This window comes from Bradyrhizobium iriomotense (genome assembly GCF_018129405.1).
GTDB lineage: Bacteria > Pseudomonadota > Alphaproteobacteria > Rhizobiales > Xanthobacteraceae > Bradyrhizobium > Bradyrhizobium iriomotense_B.
Map to the genome: position 1 here is coordinate 35,678 of NZ_JAFCLP010000027.1, position 16,691 is coordinate 52,368.

The window sequence follows — 16,691 nt, forward strand, 5'->3', positions numbered from 1 at the left end:
CGAATCACTGATCACGACGATACCACGGCGGGGTCAAGCGGCGGCAGGCCGGGATAGGCCGGGGACGACAGGAGTTCCAAGCAAAAAGGGCGGCTCGAGGAGCCGCCCTTTTCGGAAGATTGCTGATACGCCGACTTAGTTCGCCGCTTTGGGCTTGTCGGTCGCGGCCTTGTCGGTGCCCGGCGTGGGCGCGGCGGAGGCGCTGTTCTTGATGCCGTGGAGCAGGTCGTCGGCGAGCTTGAGCGCCTTGTCGTCCTTGGCGTCCGGCGGCACGTAGGACTGCGAGCCGGTCTTCTCGTCGCCGTCGTTCTTGAGATGGCCGCGCAGCGAAGCCTCGCCCTTGGTGTCGGTGCGCGACTTCAGCTCGTCCGGCACGTCCTGCAGCACTTCGATATCAGGCACGATGCCCTTGGCCTGGATCGACTTGCCCGACGGCGTGTAGTAGCGCGCCGTGGTCAGGCGCAGCGCGCCGTTGCCCGAGCCGAGCGGGATGATGGTCTGCACCGAGCCCTTGCCGAACGAGCGCGTGCCGACGATGGTCGCGCGCTTGTGGTCCTGCAGCGCACCGGCGACGATCTCGGAGGCCGAAGCCGAGCCGCCGTTGACCAGCACGATGACCGGCTTGCCCTTGGTGAGGTCGCCGGCATGCGCGGTGCGGCGCTGGGTCTCCTCGGCATTGCGGCCGCGAGTCGACACGATCTCGCCCTTCTCCAGGAACGAGTCGGAGACGGTCACCGCTTCCTCGAGCAGGCCGCCCGGATTGTTGCGGAGATCGATGATGTAGCCCTTCAGCTTGTCGCCGATCTGATTCGAGAGGTTGGTGACCTCGCGCTTCAGGCCTTCGGTGGTCTGCTCGTTGAAGGTGGTGATGCGGATATAGCCGATGTCGTCGGCCTCGACGCGCGCGCGCACCGAACGGACGCGGATGTTGTCGCGCACGAGCGTCACGTCGAGCGGATTGTCCTGACCCTTGCGGATGATCTTGAGCTTGATCTTGGTGTTGACCGGACCGCGCATCTTCTCGACCGCCTGGTTCAGGGTCAGGCCCTGCACCGCCTCGTCGTCGAGATTGGTGATGATGTCGTTGGCCATGATGCCGGCGCGCGAAGCGGGCGTGTCGTCGATCGGCGAGACCACCTTGATCAGGCCGTCTTCCATGGTGACCTCGATGCCGAGGCCGCCGAACTCACCGCGGGTCTGCACCTGCATGTCGCGGAAGCTCTTGGCGTCCATGTAGCTCGAATGCGGATCGAGGCCGGTGAGCATGCCGCTGATCGCGGATTCGATCAGCTTGGTATCGTCGGGCTTCTCCACATAGTCGGAGCGCACGCGCTCGAACACGTCGCCGAACAGATTGAGCTGGCGATAGGTGTCCGCGGTGGCGGCTCGCGCGCTGGAGCCCATGAACACCGCGCGCGGCTGGGTCATGAACAGCGTCAGCGCCGCACCGGTGGCCGCGCTGAGGAGGATTACTGAAGTCTTGCGCATCATCCGCGAACCTTCTCGCCTTCATTTGCGGCCCACCATGGGCCTGGATCGATTGGAGTGCCGTCTTTACGGAACTCGACATACAGCACAGGTTGACTCGCGTTCGTGGCGAGAATGGAGGCGACTTGAGATGTCGACCCCATGGTCGCGACAGGCTCCCCCGTGAGCACAAACTGTCCGATGTTGACCGAAATGCGCTCCATCCCGGCGATCAGGACATGATACCCGCCCCCGGCGTTGAGGATCAAGAGTTGTCCATAGCTGCGGAATGGGCCGGCATAGACCACCCAGCCATCGCACGGCGTCGTGACCTGGGAGCCGGGCTTTGTCGCCAGCGAAATGCCCTTCTGCACCCCGCCGACCCCGTCGGAACCGCCAAAGTCCCTGATCTTGTTACCGTTAACCGGAAGGGGCAGGAGGCCCTTGGCCGAGGCGAAGGCGATCGCGGGGGTGGTTCTGGACCGGTCCTTGAAAGCGGCGGGGCCGGATTTGGCGCTGGCGGCTGCGTTTGCCGCTGCCTTGGCCTCGGCCTGCCTTGCAGCCTCGGCGGCTTTCTCGGCCGCCTTGGCTGCGCTTTGCAGGTCCTGCTCCATCTTGGTGATCAGTCCCTGGAGATCGCCGACCTGCCTTGAAAGCGCGATCGCGCGCGAGCTTTCGGCGTCGAGGTCTTTTTCGCGCGCGGACTGCTGGCGCTGCCGCTCGTCGATCAGGGCGGTGAGGCGGGTCTGGTCGCTCCGGACCTTGTCGCGGTCGGCGGCGAGCTGGTCGCGCTCGCTCGCGATGTTCTTGCGTAAGGCCACGAGCTCGCCGAGCTCGCCTGCGATCTTCTCCGCGCGGCCGCGCAATTCCGGCACGACGGCACCGAGCAGCATCGCCGTGCGTAAGGATTGCAGCGCGTCCTCAGGGCGCACCAGCAGCGCCGGCGGTGTGCGCCTTCCGGCTCGCTGCAACGCCGCCAGCACTTCGACGATGTCGGCGCGGCGCGAATCGAGCGAAGAGCGCATCTGCTGCTCGCGGCCGTTCAGCGTCTTCAGCCGCGCTTCGGCTTCGTCGATCTTGGTCTCGACGGCACGCACATTAGCGGCGGTGTCGATCAGCTGCTGATTGAGCTGGGTGCGATCCTGGCCGAGAGCGGTGATCTCGGCCTTGAGCTTGGCCTGCGCTTCCTCCGCGCTCTTTTGCCTGGCGCGGGCGGCTTCCAGCTCCTGCTCGCGCTGCTTGATGGCGTCGGGCGAGACGGCCGCGGTCTGGGGCGCCGGCGCTGTCGTCTGAGCTTGCGCGAGGCTTGCGCCTGCGAGGTTTGCGCCTGCGAGGCTTGCGATCAGCAGATTGAGGACGGGCGCTCGCATCGCTTTAGGCAAAGGTGCTCGTTGTGGCGCGGATCACGCGCGGTGATAGGGGTGGCCGGCCAGGATGGTGGCGGCCCGATACAGCTGTTCCAGAAGCATGACGCGAACCATTTGGTGCGGCCAGGTCGCAGAGCCGAACGCGATCGCGAGCTTGGCCTTACGGCGCAATTCGGGCGAAAGTCCGTCCGCCCCTCCGATCACGAAGATAGTATGTCCTGCTCCCTCGTCTCGCCAGCGTCCGAGATGCCGTGCGAATACGGTGGAGTCGAGATTCTGGCCGCGCTCGTCCAGTGCCACCAGGATGGATTTGTCCGGGATATGCGCCGAGATCGCCGCGGCCTCCTCGGCCATCCGCGTTGCGGTGTCGCGTGCGCGGCTCTCGGGAATTTCGTGGATGCTGAGCTCGCGGAATCCAAGCTTGCGGCCGGCCTCGTCGAACCGCTGGAAATAACGGTCGGCAAGCTCCCGTTCGGGGCCCTGCTTCAGCCGGCCCACCGCAATGACAGCAACACGCATGTGGTTTCAGCGTCGTGTTTTCGAGGTCGCGCGCATCAAGCGCGCGCACGACGCTAGCATGCGCGTCAGCCGATTCGAAATCGGCTTCGTCAGCCTCTAGATCGCCTTCGCCGCCCCTGGGCCCTGCGTGTACAACCGCTCAAGGTTGTAGAACTCGCGGACCTCGGGTCTGAACACGTGCACGATCACATCGCCGGAATCGATCAGCACCCAGTCGCAATTGGGCAAGCCCTCGACATGGATGTTCTTGATGCCGTTTTCCTTGAGGCCCTTCGTCACATTCTCCGCGATCGCACCGACGTGCCGGTTCACCCGGCCGGTGGTGACGATCATGAAGTCGGAGTATGCCGATTTGCCGCGAAGGTCGATGGTGACCGTCTCTTCCGCCTTCATATCCTCGAGGCGGGAGAGGATCAGGCTCAGCGTCTTGTCGGCGTCGGGTTGCGCCTTCAAGGCCGCAGCTTTGGTCGATGTTTTACGCGTAGGCTTAGCAACCTTGGGTAAAACAGACTTGGACAATACAGATGTGGCCAGGGACCATTCCTTTCACTGTATCGCGAGGACCGAATCCGGCGCTCACGGGTGACACTACATCATGTGGGGTTAAGGGTTTCAATATGCCAGAGAGCCCGATGTCCCCACGACGCCGGCACACTCCGTCTCACTTCGTACCTTTCCAGCTCCCGTCCGGGTTCCGTAAGCCGGTCGAGGACAGATTCAGCTTCAATCCGGTCAGGAACACCCAGGCCGGCGCCGGCCGGTCCGCAAGCAGCGCTGCCTTGCTCTCCGGCAGACGGTAACGAGATAGCGCTTGGGCGGCGGGCGAGGCGAGGGCGCGAAAACTCTGCGGTGGGCGATCGATGACCGCCATCGGCACCTGGCCGGCGATGCGCCGCCAGTCCTGCCAACGATGGAATTGAGCGAGGTTGTCGGCGCCCATAATCCAGACAAAGCGCAGGCCAGAGAAGCGGCGGCGCAAGGTGTTGATCGTGTCGATAGTATAGCGGGTGCGAATGACGGATTCGAGACAGCTCACCTCGATGCGCGGATCATCGGCGACATCGCGCGCGGCCTGCATGCGCGCGCCGAGCTCATGCAGATTGCCGTTCTCCTTGAGCGGATTGCCGGGGGTGACCAGCCACCAGACTCGATCGAGCTGCAACCGCTTGAGCGCGAACTGACTGATCGCGCGATGCGCCTGATGCGGCGGATTGAACGAGCCGCCGAGCAGGCCGATGCGCATCCCCTCCGTATGGGGCGGGACCGCTTGCGCCACAGAGCGCGGCACGACGAAATTGTTGCTCAATGGCAGCGCCCCGCAAAGTTGCTTACGGCCGCGTCTGCCCGGTGCCGTGAACGCGATATTTGAAGCTCGTCAGTTGCTCGGCGCCGACAGGGCCGCGGGCGTGGAAGCGGCCGGTGGCGATGCCGATCTCGGCGCCGAAGCCGAACTCACCGCCATCGGCAAACTGCGTCGAGGCGTTGTGCAGCACGATCGCGGAATCGACCTCGCTCAGGAATTTCTTCGCCGCACGCTCGTCGGCGCTGACGATGGCATCGGTGTGATGCGAGCCGTGATTCTGGATATGCGCGATCGCGCCGTCGACGCCGTCCACGACTTTCGCCGCGATGATCGCGTCGAGATATTCGGTGTCCCAATCGTCTTCGCTGGCAGCCTTTACGCGTGCATCGGCCTTCTGCACGGAATCGTCGCCGCGCACCTCGCAGCCGGCATCCAGCAGCATCTCGACGAGCGGCTTCAGGTTCTTCGCAACTGCCGCGCGATCGACCAGCAGCGTCTCGGCCGCGCCGCAGACGCCGGTGCGGCGCATCTTGGCGTTGAGCACGATCGACTTGGCCATGGCGAGGTCGGCACTGGCATCGACATAGACGTGGTTGACGCCTTCGAGATGCGCGAACACAGGCACGCGAGCTTCCTGCTCGACGCGCGCGACGAGGCTCTTGCCGCCGCGCGGCACGATCACGTCGATGGCGCCGTTCAACCCTGACAGCATCATGCCGACCGCCGCACGGTCGCGCGTCGGCACCAGAGTGATCGCGGCCTCGGGGAGCCCCGCTTCGCGCAGGCCCTGCACCAGGCATTCATGGATCGCGCGGCAGGAGCGGAAACTGTCGGAGCCGCCGCGCAGGATCACGGCATTGCCTGATTTCAGGCACAGCACGCCTGCATCCGCCGCAACGTTCGGACGGCTCTCGAAAATCACGCCGACGACGCCGAGCGGCACGCGCACGCGTTCGATGGTCATGCCGTTCGGCCGCTGCCAGCTCTCGGTGACGACGCCGATGGGATCGGCGATGCCGCGTACGATGCCGACACCTTCGGCCATCGACTCGACCCGCGCCGGCGTCAGCGTCAGGCGGTCGATGAAGGAGGAGGTCATGTTGCCGGAGGCGCGGGCCTCCGCGACGTCCTCGGCATTGGCGGCAAGAATCGCGGCCGCGTTGGCGCGGATTGCCCGCTCCATGGCCTCCAGCGCCCGGTTCTTCTGCTCCGGCGGCGCCAGCGCCAGCACACGCGCGGCCGCGCGGGCACGGGTGGCGAGATCGGACATCAGCGCCAAGAGATCGCTAGTCCGATCGGCATTGCCGTCAACGGCTTTGAGGGGTGCGGCCATGGGGTTCAACCTTCTGCTAAGGCGGTGTCCTAGCACGGAAATCCCGCTTTTGCGAAGGGCGGGCAGGGTATGGCAGGTCTCCCCAGTGGCGGGCCGGCTAGGTCACTGGCCTAGAGCCACGTCATTCCGGGGCGGTGCGTCAGCACCGAACCCGGAATCTCGAGATTCCCCGGTGCGCAATTGCGCACCTGAGGTCTGGTCCTTCGGACCATCCCGGAATGACGGAGGCGGCCCTTACCCGCCCACCACCAGATCGTCGCGGTGGATCATCTCCGCGCGGCCGCTGATGCCGAGGATGGCCATTACGTCCGGCGAGGAGCGGCCCTTGATGCGCTCGGCATCATCGGCGTCATAGGCGATCAGGCCGCGGCCGATCTCGCTGCTGTCGGGGCCGCGCACGATCACGGCATCGCCGCGGGCGAACTGGCCCTCGACCTTGATCACGCCGGCCGGCAGCAGGCTGGCGCCGGCGCGCAGGGCGGTCACCGCGCCGGCGTCGATCGTCAGCGTGCCCTTCGGCTCCAGCGTGCCCGCGATCCAGCGCTTTCGCGAGGTGATGGGATTGGCGGGCGTCAGGAACCAGGTGCAGCGGCCGCCATCGGCGATCGCCTGCAGGGGATGCTCGATCTTGCCGGAGGCGATCAGCATGTGGGTGCCGCCGGTGGTGGCGATCTTCGCCGCCTCGACCTTGGTGCGCATGCCGCCGCGCGACAGCTCGGACTCGGCGTCACCCGCCACGGCCTCGATCTCGGAGGAGATGCTGTCGACGACGGGAATGAGTTTGGCGTTCGGGTTGTTCTTCGGCGGCGCGTCGTAGAGCCCGTCGATGTCGGACAGCAGCACCAGCAAGTCGGCGCTCGCCATGGTGGCGACGCGCGCGGCGAGGCGGTCATTGTCGCCATAGCGGATCTCGGTGGTCGCGACCGTGTCGTTCTCGTTGATCACGGGGATCGCGCGCCACTCCAGCAGCTTGCCGATGGTGGAGCGGGCATTGAGATAGCGGCGGCGCTCCTCGGTGTCCTGGAGCGTGACCAGGATCTGGCCGGCGTCGATGCCGTGTGCCCCGAGCACCTCCGACCAGATCCGCGCCAGCGCGATCTGGCCGACGGCGGCGGCGGCCTGGCTCTCTTCCAGCTTCAGCGGACCGCGCGGCAATTTGAGCCGGCTGCGGCCGAGTGCGATCGAGCCCGAGGACACCACGAGGACGTCGCGCCCTTCCTTGTGCAGCTTGGCCATGTCGTCGGCGAGCGCGGCGAGCCAGGACGCCCGCACCTCGCCCTTGTCGGAATCGACCAGCAGCGCGGAGCCGACCTTGACGACGATGCGGCGAAATTGACTGAGTTCGGGGCTGGCCATGTGTGTCTGTGTTGGCGCCTTGACGCGATTGCTCTGCATTTGGAAACGGCGGAGCGACAGGCGGCGCCGATGAGGCCAGCTTTTGCAGCAGGACGATGGCCGACGCAAGGCGGCCGGCATGGTAAACGGCGCGGGGCGGGCTTGTCTTTGGCCTTGTTTCGGACGGCAGTGCGGTTCTAATGCCGCCAACGAATGGTCTGGAGGGGAAACGTATGGATCGCCGCACATTCATGGCCGGATGTCTCGGGCTGCCACTGCTGGCGCAGGCGGGCGGGGCGCACGCGCAGGCGGGGCTGACGAAAATCATCTTCCCGTTCGCGGCGGGGGCCGGCGGCGACACGCTGTGCCGGCTGATCGCGCAGGAGATGGCCCCAGTGCTGCAACGGACCATGGTGGTCGAGAACCGCACCGGCGGCGACGGCCTGATCGGCATCAAGGCGGTGAAGGGCGCAAGCCCCGACGGCAGCATGGTGCTGGTGACGACAGGGCCGACCATGTATCTGCTGCCGATGGTGGAGGCGACGCCGAGCTTCGACACGGCCAAGGATTTCATGCCGGTGTCGCTGCTGGCGCGGTTCGAATTCGCAGTGGTGATCGGTCCGCAGGTCGATGCCGCCGATTTCAAAGCCTTTGTCGCCTGGCTGAAGGCGCATCCCGACAAGACCTCGTTCGGCGTGCCCAGCAACGGCACGATTCCGCACTTCATGGGCTCCAGGCTCGAGAAGGATCTGGGCATTCCCCTGACCCGCGTGCCCTATCGCGGCAGTGCGCCGATTCTCAATGATCTCGTCGGCGGCCACATCTCGTTCGGCATTACGACATTGGCGGACGCGCTGCCGCAGCATCGTGCCAAGGGCGTGAAGATCATCGCGGTCTCGAGCGCGGAGCGTTCGCCGTTTGCGCCTGACGTGCCGACGCTGAGGGAGAGCGGCATCGATCTCGTCGCTGACGCCTGGTACGGCATGTGGCTTCCCGCCGGCAGCCCGCCGGAGTTTGCGAGCAAGCTCGGCGCAGCCGCGAGCGCGGCGCTCGCCAGGCCGGAAGTGAGGGAGAAGCTGACGGCGATCGGGCTGATCCCGGTCGGCAGCAATGCGGAAGGACTGTCGAAAGAGCTCGCCGCCAACTCGGCATTCTGGCAGCCGATCGTGAAGGCGACGGGGTATAAGATCGAGAATTGAGGCGGGCTGCCTCTTCTCCCTCTCCCCGTTCTTACGGGGAGAGGGTTGGGGTGAGGGGCTGCCTCCGCAAAAGCGCTGACAGTTAGACTCGCGGAGAGTCCCCCTCACCCGGATCGCATCTAGCGATGCGATCCGGCCTCTCCCCGCAGGCGGGGAGAGGCGAAGACAAGCTCACATCTTCGCGCGCTGCGCGATGCCGTCCTTGATCGCCGCAAGCTCTTTCTCATCCCAGATGCCGATCAAGACCCCACCCTTTACCTGGAGCTGATTGTCGGCATAGGCCGCGATCTTCTCGCGCGGCGTGGTGATGTGGTCGCTCGGATGCAGCGCCCAGTCGAACAGCTCGGCCTGCAACCGCGCGATGATGCCGGCGCATTCGGGATCGTCGCCGCGATCCAGAAACTCCTCCGGGTCGGTTTCGAGGTCGTACAGCATCGGACGGAAGCCGGAGGCGTGGATGTATTTCCAGCGGCCGTCGAACACCATGAACAGGCGGCAGCGTTCGATCGGCTGGTTCAGCTTCAGCCGCACGTCCTGCATGGCGTAGTCGTATTCGGAGAACGCCACCTTGCGCCATTCCGGCTTCTCACCGCGCAGCAGCGGCAGCAGCGAGCGGCCCTCGAGGATGTGGCCCGGCACCTTGCCGCCGAAATAGTCGACGAAGGTCGGCGCGAGATCGATACCCTCAACCAGCGCGTCGCTGCGGGTACCGCGCGTGGCGTCGGCTTCCCTGGAGGGATCGATGATGATCAGCGGGATCTTCGCCGATTGCTCGTGGAACAGGTCCTTCTCGCCCATCCAGTGATCGCCGAGATAGTCGCCGTGATCGGAGGTGAACACGATCATGGTGGTTTCCAGCAGGCCACGTTCTTCCAGGAACTTCATCAGCACGCCCATCTGGTCGTCGATCTGGGTGATCAGGCCCATATAGGTCGGGATCACCTTCTCGCGGGCATCGTCGCGCGCCATGTTGCGGGAGTAGCGCATGTCCATATAGGCGCCGAACACCGGGTGCGGATTCTGCCGCTCGCGCTCGGAACGGATCACGGGGATCATGTCGTCCGTCGAATACATGCTCGCATAGGGCTCTGGCGCGATGTAGGGCCAGTGCGGCTTGATGTAGGACAGATGCAGGCACCACGGCCGGCCGTCGGTCTCGGCCTCGCTGATGAAGTCCATCGCGCGCCGCGTCATGTAGGGCGTCTCGGAATGTTCTTCGGGCACGCGCGCGGCCTTGTCGGCGTGCACCAGCAGCCAGCCGTTCTGCAAGCTACCATCCTCGGCAGCGCCGGAGTTGGCCCAGTGCTCCCAGGGATTGGTGGCTTCAAAGCCCTGCTGGCGCAGATACTCGTCGTATTTCGGACGCGGCCGGCCCGTCGGATGCAGGCCGTCGTCGCGCTCATAGGGCTCGAAGCCGCATTCGGCGACATGCGCGCCGATGATCGATTCCGGGGGAATGCCGAGCGCCTTCATGCCTTCGAGGTCGGGCGCCATGTGGGTCTTGCCGACCAGCACGTTGCGCACGCCGATCTTGTTGAGATGATCGCCGAGCGTGGGCTCGCCGACGCGCAATGGCCAGCCGTTCCAGTGCGAGCCGTGCGAGCGCATGTAGCGCCCGGTGTAGAACGACATCCGCGACGGGCCGCAGATCGGCGATTGTACATACGCCTTGCTGAACAGCACGCCGCGCTTCGCCATGGCGTCGATGTTTGGCGTCTTCAGCGTGGGATGGCCGGTGCAGCCGAGATAATCATAGCGAAGCTGGTCGCACATGATCCAGAGAACGTTCTTCGCGCGCGCCATGCGTCGGCCCTGCCGTTTCTTGATTGTTTGATGCTGCGATATTGGAGCGCCGGTGGCAACCTGCCAGTGATGCGCGAGCCCGCTATCGCACAATCAGTGTCGTCCCGGCGCAGGCCGGGACCCATAACCACGAATGTTCGTGGCACGAAGGCTCCCACTCCGAGTCTTCGTCAAACTGCTCCCTGGGGGTATGGGTCCCGGCCCCCCGTGCGCAATTGCGCACTAGGCCGGGACGACGCTGGGGAGATAGTTTAGGCCGACCACGGCTCCGCTTCAGCCGCGCTCTTTGCCTTGGCGGAGACCGGGCTTTCGCCGATCACGTCTGCCAATGCGCGCAAGGCTTCCTTCACGCCCTGGCCGGTCGCGCCGGAGAGCAGCAGCGGCGTCTTCTTGGCGGCGCGCTTCAGACGGTCCTTCTGCTTCTTCAGTTCATCCGGCTCGACCGCGTCGATCTTGTTCAGCGCGATGATCTCGATCTTGTCGGTGAGCTGCCCGCCATAGGCATCGAGCTCCTTGCGCACCGTCTTGTAGGCCTTGCCGGCATGCTCGCTTGTTGCGTCGACGAGATGCAGCAGCACGCGGCAGCGCTCGACATGGCCGAGGAAACGGTCGCCGAGGCCGGTGCCTTCATGCGCGCCTTCGATCAGGCCGGGAATGTCCGCCAGCACGAATTCGCGGCCGTCGGCGTTCACGACGCCGAGCTGCGGATGCAGCGTGGTGAAGGGATAATCGGCGATCTTCGGCCGCGCCGCGCTGACCTTGCTGAGGAAGGTGGACTTGCCGGCATTGGGCATGCCGACGAGACCGGCGTCGGCAATGAGTTTCAGCCGCAGCCAGATCCACCGCTCTTCGCCGGGTTGGCCGGGATTGGCGTTGCGCGGCGCGCGGTTGGTCGAGGACTTGAAATGCGCGTTGCCGAAGCCGCCATTGCCGCCCTCGGCCAGCACGAATTTCTCGCCGACCTTGGTGAAGTCGTGGATCAGCGTCTCGCGATCCTCGTCGAAGATCTGCGTGCCCACGGGGACCTTCAGCACGATGTTCTTGCCGTTGGCGCCGTGACGGTCCGAGCCCATGCCGTTCTCGCCCTTCTGGGCCTTGAAGTGCTGCTGGTAGCGGTAGTCGATCAGCGTGTTCAGCCCGTCGGCCACCTCGATGATGACATTGCCGCCGCGGCCGCCATTACCGCCGGAGGGGCCGCCGAATTCGATGAACTTCTCGCGGCGGAACGCCACGCAGCCGTTCCCGCCGTCACCGGAGCGGATATAGACCTTTGCTTCGTCGAGGAATTTCATGGGCCATAGGTAGGCCAGCCGGTCCCGCGCGGCAACCTGAATTGGCCTGTGAAACGGCCGAATTTTAAGCGATTTCCGTCCTTGCTTAACCCGCCGGTCGCCTGCGGATCAGGAATTTCTGTGTGCCCTCAAGCACCAGTTCCTTGCGCTGGTTGAACACGGTGCTCCGAAGCATGACCGTGCCGGTCGTACGCCCCGGCACCAGCTCGGTGACCTCGAGCGCGGGATAGATGGTGTCGTCGGCGTACACGGGCTTGAGGAACCGGCTCGATTGCTCGAGGAAGCCGACCAGGGAGTCCTCGACCATGAACGGAAACAGGCCGGCGCCGGGCGCGGTGTGGATCAGGGTCTGGAAGCCGTGGGCGAGCAGATGCGGCATGCCGCGGCTGCGGCAATATTCCACGTCGTAGTGCACGGGATGGGTGTCGCCGCTCGCGGTCTGGAATGCCGCGAACACCGCCGAGGTCTGGGTGCGGCTCGGCAGCACGAAACGCTCGCCGACCACGAAATCCTCAAACCAGCGTTGCGTGGGGATCATGCGATGCTGGGTCGGATCGAAATCGGTCATGTCCAAGCTCTCTTGCCGGTGCGGTGCCTATCGCTACCGCGACGCGAAGAGTGCGACAATCCGTTCAATTCGGCGTGGCGGGCTTGTCCCTGTTGCCCACGTCATTAAAACGACCGCAAGCGATACTATTCGCCGATTCCTGATGCTCTCTCCCCGTCATTGCGAGCGCAGCGAAGCAATCCAGACTGCTACCTGCGGAAAGATTCTGGATTGCTTCGCTGCGCTCGCAATGACGGGCTCTCACAGTCCGATCAATGCCCTTCTTCAAGAACCTCTCCGCCTATGACGACCGCTCCGCGCGCCTGGCCGGCATCGCGCTGATGGTGCTGTCGATCTTCATGTTCTCGTTCGGCGATGCCATGGGCAAGTTCCTGGTCGGGACCTACTCGGTGGGGCAGCTGCTGTTTCTGCGCGCCTGCGCGGCACTGCTCTTGCTGTCGCCGCTGATCTGGAAGCAGCGCCACCAGTTCCTGCATCTGGAGCGGCCGGGCCTGCAGCTGTTTCGCGTCGTGCTCTCGACGCTCGAGGTCGCCGCCTTCTTCCTTGCCACGGTCTATCTGCCGCTCGCCGACGTCATCACCTATTATCTCGCCGGTCCCATCTTCGTCACCGCGATGTCGGCGATCTTTCTGGGCGAGAAGGTCGGCTGGCGGCGCTGGACCGCGATCCTGATCGGCTTCTGCGGCGTCCTGATCGCGCTGCGGCCGTCGGCACAGACCGTCAGCCTGCCGGCGCTGATCGCACTCGGAGGCAGTCTCTCCTTCGCAACGCTGATGCTGATCACGCGCAGCCTGCGCAAGACGCCCGACATCGTGATGGCGTCTTCGCAATTCATCGGCACGTTCTCGCTGGGCGCAGTGCTGTCGGCATTCCACTGGGTGCCGCCGACCTCAGGCAGTCTCGTGATCTTCGCGATGGCCGGGCTCATCTCGGTGACCGCGCTGTTCTGCGTCAACCGCTCGCTCAAGCTGGCGCCGGCCAGCGTCGTGGTGCCGTATCAATATTCGATGATCGTCTGGGCCGTGATCTTCGGCTTCGTCGTGTTCGGGGATGTCCCCTCGGTCGCAACGATCGTCGGCGCGGCGATCATCATCGGCGCGGGATTCTATATTTATCTGAGGGAGCGGGATCTGGGGCGAGAGAGCGCGGAAGTGAATCCGCCGGCGTGAACGCAGCCGACTCATTTCGCCGTCGTCCCGGACAAGCGTAGCTCCGGGCAGCGCGTAGCGTTGTCGGGAGCGAAGCGCAGATCCGGGACCCATACCCACAGGGAGACGTTTTGCGAAGACTCGGAGTGGGAGTCTTCGCATCACCAGCAGTCGGGGTAATGGGTCCTGGCTTTCGCCAGGACGACACGCGGTAGGAGTTGGCCCTACCTCACCCGTCGCGCACTGCTCCAGCTCTTCAGCGAGGCCCACACCCTGCGCGACAAGCGGAAGCAGTCGACCGGCGTCGAGGAGCCCAGCGCCAGGAAGCGGTGCAGCTGCACGCCGCTCCACTGGAAGCCGCACTTCTCCAGCACCTTGCGCGAGGCCGGGTTGGTGACGCGGGCGCCGGCATGGAGATGATCGTCCTCGTACTCCTCGAAGAAGAAGTCGATCGCACCGCGCGCAGCCTCGGTGGCGAAGCCCTGGCCCCAATGCTCGACGCCGAGCCAGTAGCCGAGCTCGGCATTGCCGGGCTTGGTGCAGTCGATCCCGACCATGCCGACCGGGCCGCTGTCGTGCTCGATCAGGAACACGGTCTCGCTGCCGAGCTCGGCGGTGGCGCGGACGAACTCGACGGCGTCGTCCTGCGAATAGGGATGCGGCAGCCGGCGCGTGTTCTCGGCGACGCGGCGGTCGTTGGCGAGCCGGGCGATGGTCCTGACGTCGGCGAGGGTCGGCCGCCGCAAGGTCAGCCGCTCGGTGGCGACGACGCTCGGTCTCGCCTCCCGCAAGGTCACGCTCGAGAAATCCTGCAACATGTCCGGCTCCGTGAAAGTCACTAAGTCAAAGTGAGCAAGTCAAAGAAAAGGGGAGGCCGGTTTCCCGCCTCCCCTGGAGCCTTCGATCTCTTGATCTCTGGACTCCGCCGGTTTGGTAGGACCCGGCGGACTCCAATTTGATCCACCGTCTATTCAGCCGCCTCTGCGATCGGGAGTACCGATACGAAGGTGCGGCCGTTGGCTTTAGCCTGGAACGCAACACGACCTTCGACCTTGGCGAACAAAGTGTGGTCCGTGCCCATGCCGACATTAAGGCCGGGGTGCCAGGTGGTGCCGCGCTGACGCGCAATGATGTTGCCGGGAGTGACGATCTCCCCGCCGAACGCCTTGATGCCGAGGCGCTTGCCCTTCGAATCGCGTCCGTTACGCGATGAACCGCCTGCTTTTTTGTGAGCCATGGCTCGTCTCCGAAATCCTGCGTATTTCTAGATCAATTCCTTGACGGAATCATTTCACGATTTCTCACGCATCAATTCGTGAATTGGCGTGATCACATCCCGTTATTCGGCGGCTTCCTTCACCACCTTCTCCTTCTTCGGACGCGGGCCCTTGGTGGGCTTGGCGCCGTCCGCCAGGATCTCGGAGATGCGGAGGACCGTGATCTCGTCGCGATAGCCGCGCTTGCGGCGCGAGTTCTTGCGGCGGCGCTTCTTGAAAGCGATGACCTTGGGGCCGCGCTTGTGGTCGAGCACCTCGACCGCAACCGAGGCGCCGGCCACCGTCGGAACGCCCAGCACCGGCGTGTCGCCGCCGAGCACCAGAACTTCATTCAACTGCACGATCGAGCCGACTTCGCCTTCGATCTTGCCAACTTCGAGAACATCATCCGGCACGACGCGGTATTGCTTGCCGCCGGTTTTGATGACTGCGAACATCGTTCTTTCTCCGTGTTCAATCCCGGCCTCGGGACGAGCATCGTCCGGGTCGGCTTTTTGTCAGTCGCTATGGGTTATGTACGTTTTGTGCGGGTGGGAGCTATCCCTTTGAAAACCCACGCAAAAACAAGCGGCGCGAGAAACGCCCCGCGCCGGCTGTGGGACTTATAGCGGCCAACAGCCGCAAGTCAAGGAAAACCGCCAAAAACGGCCCGGATTTGAAGGATTTGGCCGCGCTGCCGGCCGTCAGCCGAATCTCGGCCGGCTTTGCAACAAACCGGTTCCCCCGCCGTTAGTCCGCCGGAACAGGTAGGCGGGCAAGGGCTCCCATGGCAACAGACGAACTGGTCAAGACGACGGGCATCGCCCATCACGGCGCCGAGCGGCTGCCGTCGGTGGACGTCGACAGCTTCAACATCGAGATGAAGGACGAGGATGGTTTCCTCGGCGACCGCGCCAGCAAGGGCGCGTTTCGCGACATCCTCGACCGCTGGCGCAAGCCGCTGCGCAAGACCGGCGAAGACCCGTTCGGCAAGGAGCCTTCGGAGAACATCAGCAAGAAGACGCTGGACGCGATCCTGATCGGCGACGACACCGAGGCTTCGGCGGTGGTGCACAGCGCGATCGAGGACTTTGCGCAGGAGCTCGCTTACGTCACCCGGCGCTTCCTCAAGACCAAGGCCTGGGCCAAGACCGAGCGCATCGTGGTCGGCGGCGGCTTTCGCGATTCCAGGCTCGGCGAGCTCGCGATCGCGCGTGCCGAGATCATCCTGAAATCCGAGGATTTCAAGATCGACATGATGCCGATCCGCCATCACCCCGATGAAGCCGGCCTGCTCGGCGCGCTGCATCTGGCGCCGTCCTGGATCTTCGAGGCCCATGACAGCATCCTCGCCGTCGATATCGGCGGCACCAACATCCGTTGCGGTCTGGTCGAGACCAACTGGAAGAAGGCCAACGACCTGTCGAAGGCGAAGGTCGTGAAGTCCGAGCTGTGGCGTCATGCCGACGACGAGCCGACGCGCGAGGGCGCGGTGAAGCGGCTCACCAAGATGCTGAAGGGATTGATCCTCGAAGCCGAAGAGGAAGGTTTCAAGCTCGCGCCCTTCATCGGCATCGCCTGTCCCGGCGTGATCAACGCGGACGGCTCGATCGAGAAGGGCGCGCAGAACCTGCCGGGCAATTGGGAGAGCAGCAAGTTCAACCTGCCGGCGAGCCTGATCGAGGGCATCCCCGAGATCGGCGGGCACGACACCGCGATCGTGATGCACAATGACGGCGTGGTTCAGGGCCTCTCCGAGGTGCCGTTCATGCAGGATGTCGAGCGCTGGGGTGTGCTCACCATCGGCACCGGGCTCGGCAATGCCCGCTTCACCAACCGCCGCAAGGAGAACGGCGGCAACGGCAAGGACCGGGATTCCACGGATAACGGGAAGAAAAAAGGTAAGAACGACAAGGAGTAACCTTGATCGGTTAGGTTAAGGACCGGATTGCGTTGCGGGGCGCGGGCTGCACGCTAGGGTCGAATCGTCGTCTCACCCTGACCGGCGAAGCCGCCCTTCCCGGCCAGCATTGCAATGAGCGGCACGGGACCGCCAGTGTTTACCGCGTCTGGCGGTCCCACCCCGTTCTTCAGAGCGTTT

The 16,691-nt window shown here is 64.7% G+C and carries 16 protein-coding genes; 3 read left to right on the forward strand and 13 right to left on the reverse strand.

The window, feature by feature from the left end; translation table 11 throughout:
* Positions 1–135: 135 nt before the first annotated feature.
* The 7 genes from JQ592_RS34630 to proB form a co-directional block, all read right to left on the reverse strand.
* Positions 136–1,491, reverse strand: a complete 1,356-nt coding sequence (locus JQ592_RS34630; protein WP_211407191.1) for a S41 family peptidase — start codon at positions 1,489–1,491, stop codon at positions 136–138.
* Positions 1,488–2,837, reverse strand: coding sequence for a murein hydrolase activator EnvC family protein (locus tag JQ592_RS34635; RefSeq protein WP_211407192.1), 1,350 nt, complete (start codon positions 2,835–2,837; stop codon positions 1,488–1,490). The genes JQ592_RS34630 and JQ592_RS34635 overlap by 4 nt, the downstream gene beginning before the upstream one ends.
* 33 nt (positions 2,838–2,870) lie before the next feature.
* On the reverse strand, positions 2,871–3,353 hold the full coding sequence (gene rlmH, locus JQ592_RS34640) for a 23S rRNA (pseudouridine(1915)-N(3))-methyltransferase RlmH (RefSeq protein WP_211407193.1): 483 nt from the start codon (positions 3,351–3,353) through the stop codon (positions 2,871–2,873).
* Between the two features lie 96 nt (positions 3,354–3,449).
* On the reverse strand, positions 3,450–3,806 hold the full coding sequence (gene rsfS / locus JQ592_RS34645; protein ID WP_211407194.1) for a ribosome silencing factor: 357 nt from the start codon (positions 3,804–3,806) through the stop codon (positions 3,450–3,452).
* Positions 3,807–4,014: 208 nt separating this feature from the next.
* The gene (locus JQ592_RS34650; protein WP_211407195.1) at positions 4,015–4,659 is read right to left on the reverse strand and encodes a nicotinate-nucleotide adenylyltransferase; all 645 of its coding nucleotides are present in this window, start codon (positions 4,657–4,659) and stop codon (positions 4,015–4,017) included.
* 22 nt (positions 4,660–4,681) lie between these two features.
* Positions 4,682–5,989, reverse strand: a complete 1,308-nt coding sequence (locus JQ592_RS34655; protein ID WP_211407196.1) for a glutamate-5-semialdehyde dehydrogenase — start codon at positions 5,987–5,989, stop codon at positions 4,682–4,684.
* Positions 5,990–6,223: 234 nt separating this feature from the next.
* Positions 6,224–7,345, reverse strand: coding sequence for a glutamate 5-kinase (gene proB, locus JQ592_RS34660; RefSeq protein WP_211407197.1), 1,122 nt, complete (start codon positions 7,343–7,345; stop codon positions 6,224–6,226).
* A gap of 212 nt (positions 7,346–7,557) precedes the next feature.
* Between proB and JQ592_RS34665 the strand changes: the two genes are divergently transcribed.
* Positions 7,558–8,523 (forward strand): Bug family tripartite tricarboxylate transporter substrate binding protein, encoded by a 966-nt coding sequence (locus tag JQ592_RS34665; protein ID WP_211407198.1) that lies wholly within the window; start codon positions 7,558–7,560, stop codon positions 8,521–8,523.
* A gap of 171 nt (positions 8,524–8,694) precedes the next feature.
* Here JQ592_RS34665 and JQ592_RS34670 read toward each other — a convergent pair whose 3' ends face one another.
* The 3 genes from JQ592_RS34670 to JQ592_RS34680 form a co-directional block, all read right to left on the reverse strand.
* Positions 8,695–10,326, reverse strand: a complete 1,632-nt coding sequence (locus JQ592_RS34670; RefSeq protein ID WP_211407199.1) for an alkaline phosphatase family protein — start codon at positions 10,324–10,326, stop codon at positions 8,695–8,697.
* A gap of 251 nt (positions 10,327–10,577) precedes the next feature.
* Positions 10,578–11,618, reverse strand: coding sequence for a GTPase ObgE (obgE, locus tag JQ592_RS34675; RefSeq protein ID WP_211407200.1), 1,041 nt, complete (start codon positions 11,616–11,618; stop codon positions 10,578–10,580).
* A gap of 85 nt (positions 11,619–11,703) precedes the next feature.
* Positions 11,704–12,186 (reverse strand): MaoC family dehydratase, encoded by a 483-nt coding sequence (locus JQ592_RS34680; RefSeq protein WP_211407201.1) that lies wholly within the window; start codon positions 12,184–12,186, stop codon positions 11,704–11,706.
* Positions 12,187–12,440: 254 nt separating this feature from the next.
* On the opposite strand from JQ592_RS34680, the gene JQ592_RS34685 reads away from it, so the two are divergent.
* Complete coding sequence (locus JQ592_RS34685) at positions 12,441–13,355, forward strand: DMT family transporter (protein ID WP_211407202.1); 915 nt, start codon at positions 12,441–12,443, stop codon at positions 13,353–13,355.
* A 203-nt stretch (positions 13,356–13,558) separates the two neighbouring features.
* Here JQ592_RS34685 and JQ592_RS34690 read toward each other — a convergent pair whose 3' ends face one another.
* The 3 genes from JQ592_RS34690 to rplU form a co-directional block, all read right to left on the reverse strand.
* The gene (locus JQ592_RS34690; RefSeq protein ID WP_211407203.1) at positions 13,559–14,152 is read right to left on the reverse strand and encodes a GNAT family N-acetyltransferase; all 594 of its coding nucleotides are present in this window, start codon (positions 14,150–14,152) and stop codon (positions 13,559–13,561) included.
* A gap of 149 nt (positions 14,153–14,301) precedes the next feature.
* Positions 14,302–14,571 carry a 50S ribosomal protein L27 gene (gene rpmA, locus JQ592_RS34695; protein WP_018643862.1) on the reverse strand — a complete coding sequence of 90 codons (270 nt, stop codon included), beginning with the start codon at positions 14,569–14,571 and terminating at the stop codon, positions 14,302–14,304.
* A gap of 102 nt (positions 14,572–14,673) precedes the next feature.
* Positions 14,674–15,048 carry a 50S ribosomal protein L21 gene (gene rplU / locus JQ592_RS34700; protein WP_063684958.1) on the reverse strand — a complete coding sequence of 125 codons (375 nt, stop codon included), beginning with the start codon at positions 15,046–15,048 and terminating at the stop codon, positions 14,674–14,676.
* Between the two features lie 329 nt (positions 15,049–15,377).
* On the opposite strand from rplU, the gene JQ592_RS34705 reads away from it, so the two are divergent.
* Positions 15,378–16,511 (forward strand): ROK family protein, encoded by a 1,134-nt coding sequence (locus JQ592_RS34705; protein ID WP_211407204.1) that lies wholly within the window; start codon positions 15,378–15,380, stop codon positions 16,509–16,511.
* Positions 16,512–16,691 lie beyond the last annotated feature (180 nt).

Bases quoted from the DNA above. Each gene is read 5' to 3' on its own strand.
- JQ592_RS34630 (WP_211407191.1), bottom strand. From the start codon at position 1,491: ATGATGCGCAAGACTTCAGTAATCCTCCTCAGCGCGGCCACCGGTGCG.
- JQ592_RS34635 (WP_211407192.1), bottom strand. From the start codon at position 2,837: ATGCGAGCGCCCGTCCTCAATCTGCTGATCGCAAGCCTCGCAGGCGCA.
- rlmH (WP_211407193.1), bottom strand. From the start codon at position 3,353: ATGCGTGTTGCTGTCATTGCGGTGGGCCGGCTGAAGCAGGGCCCCGAA.
- JQ592_RS34655 (WP_211407196.1), bottom strand. From the start codon at position 5,989: ATGGCCGCACCCCTCAAAGCCGTTGACGGCAATGCCGATCGGACTAGC.
- proB (WP_211407197.1), bottom strand. From the start codon at position 7,345: ATGGCCAGCCCCGAACTCAGTCAATTTCGCCGCATCGTCGTCAAGGTC.
- JQ592_RS34665 (WP_211407198.1), top strand. From the start codon at position 7,558: ATGGATCGCCGCACATTCATGGCCGGATGTCTCGGGCTGCCACTGCTG.
- JQ592_RS34670 (WP_211407199.1), bottom strand. From the start codon at position 10,326: ATGGCGCGCGCGAAGAACGTTCTCTGGATCATGTGCGACCAGCTTCGC.
- obgE (WP_211407200.1), bottom strand. From the start codon at position 11,618: ATGAAATTCCTCGACGAAGCAAAGGTCTATATCCGCTCCGGTGACGGC.
- JQ592_RS34680 (WP_211407201.1), bottom strand. From the start codon at position 12,186: ATGACCGATTTCGATCCGACCCAGCATCGCATGATCCCCACGCAACGC.
- JQ592_RS34685 (WP_211407202.1), top strand. From the start codon at position 12,441: ATGCCCTTCTTCAAGAACCTCTCCGCCTATGACGACCGCTCCGCGCGC.
- JQ592_RS34690 (WP_211407203.1), bottom strand. From the start codon at position 14,152: ATGTTGCAGGATTTCTCGAGCGTGACCTTGCGGGAGGCGAGACCGAGC.
- rpmA (WP_018643862.1), bottom strand. From the start codon at position 14,571: ATGGCTCACAAAAAAGCAGGCGGTTCATCGCGTAACGGACGCGATTCG.
- rplU (WP_063684958.1), bottom strand. From the start codon at position 15,048: ATGTTCGCAGTCATCAAAACCGGCGGCAAGCAATACCGCGTCGTGCCG.
- JQ592_RS34705 (WP_211407204.1), top strand. From the start codon at position 15,378: ATGGCAACAGACGAACTGGTCAAGACGACGGGCATCGCCCATCACGGC.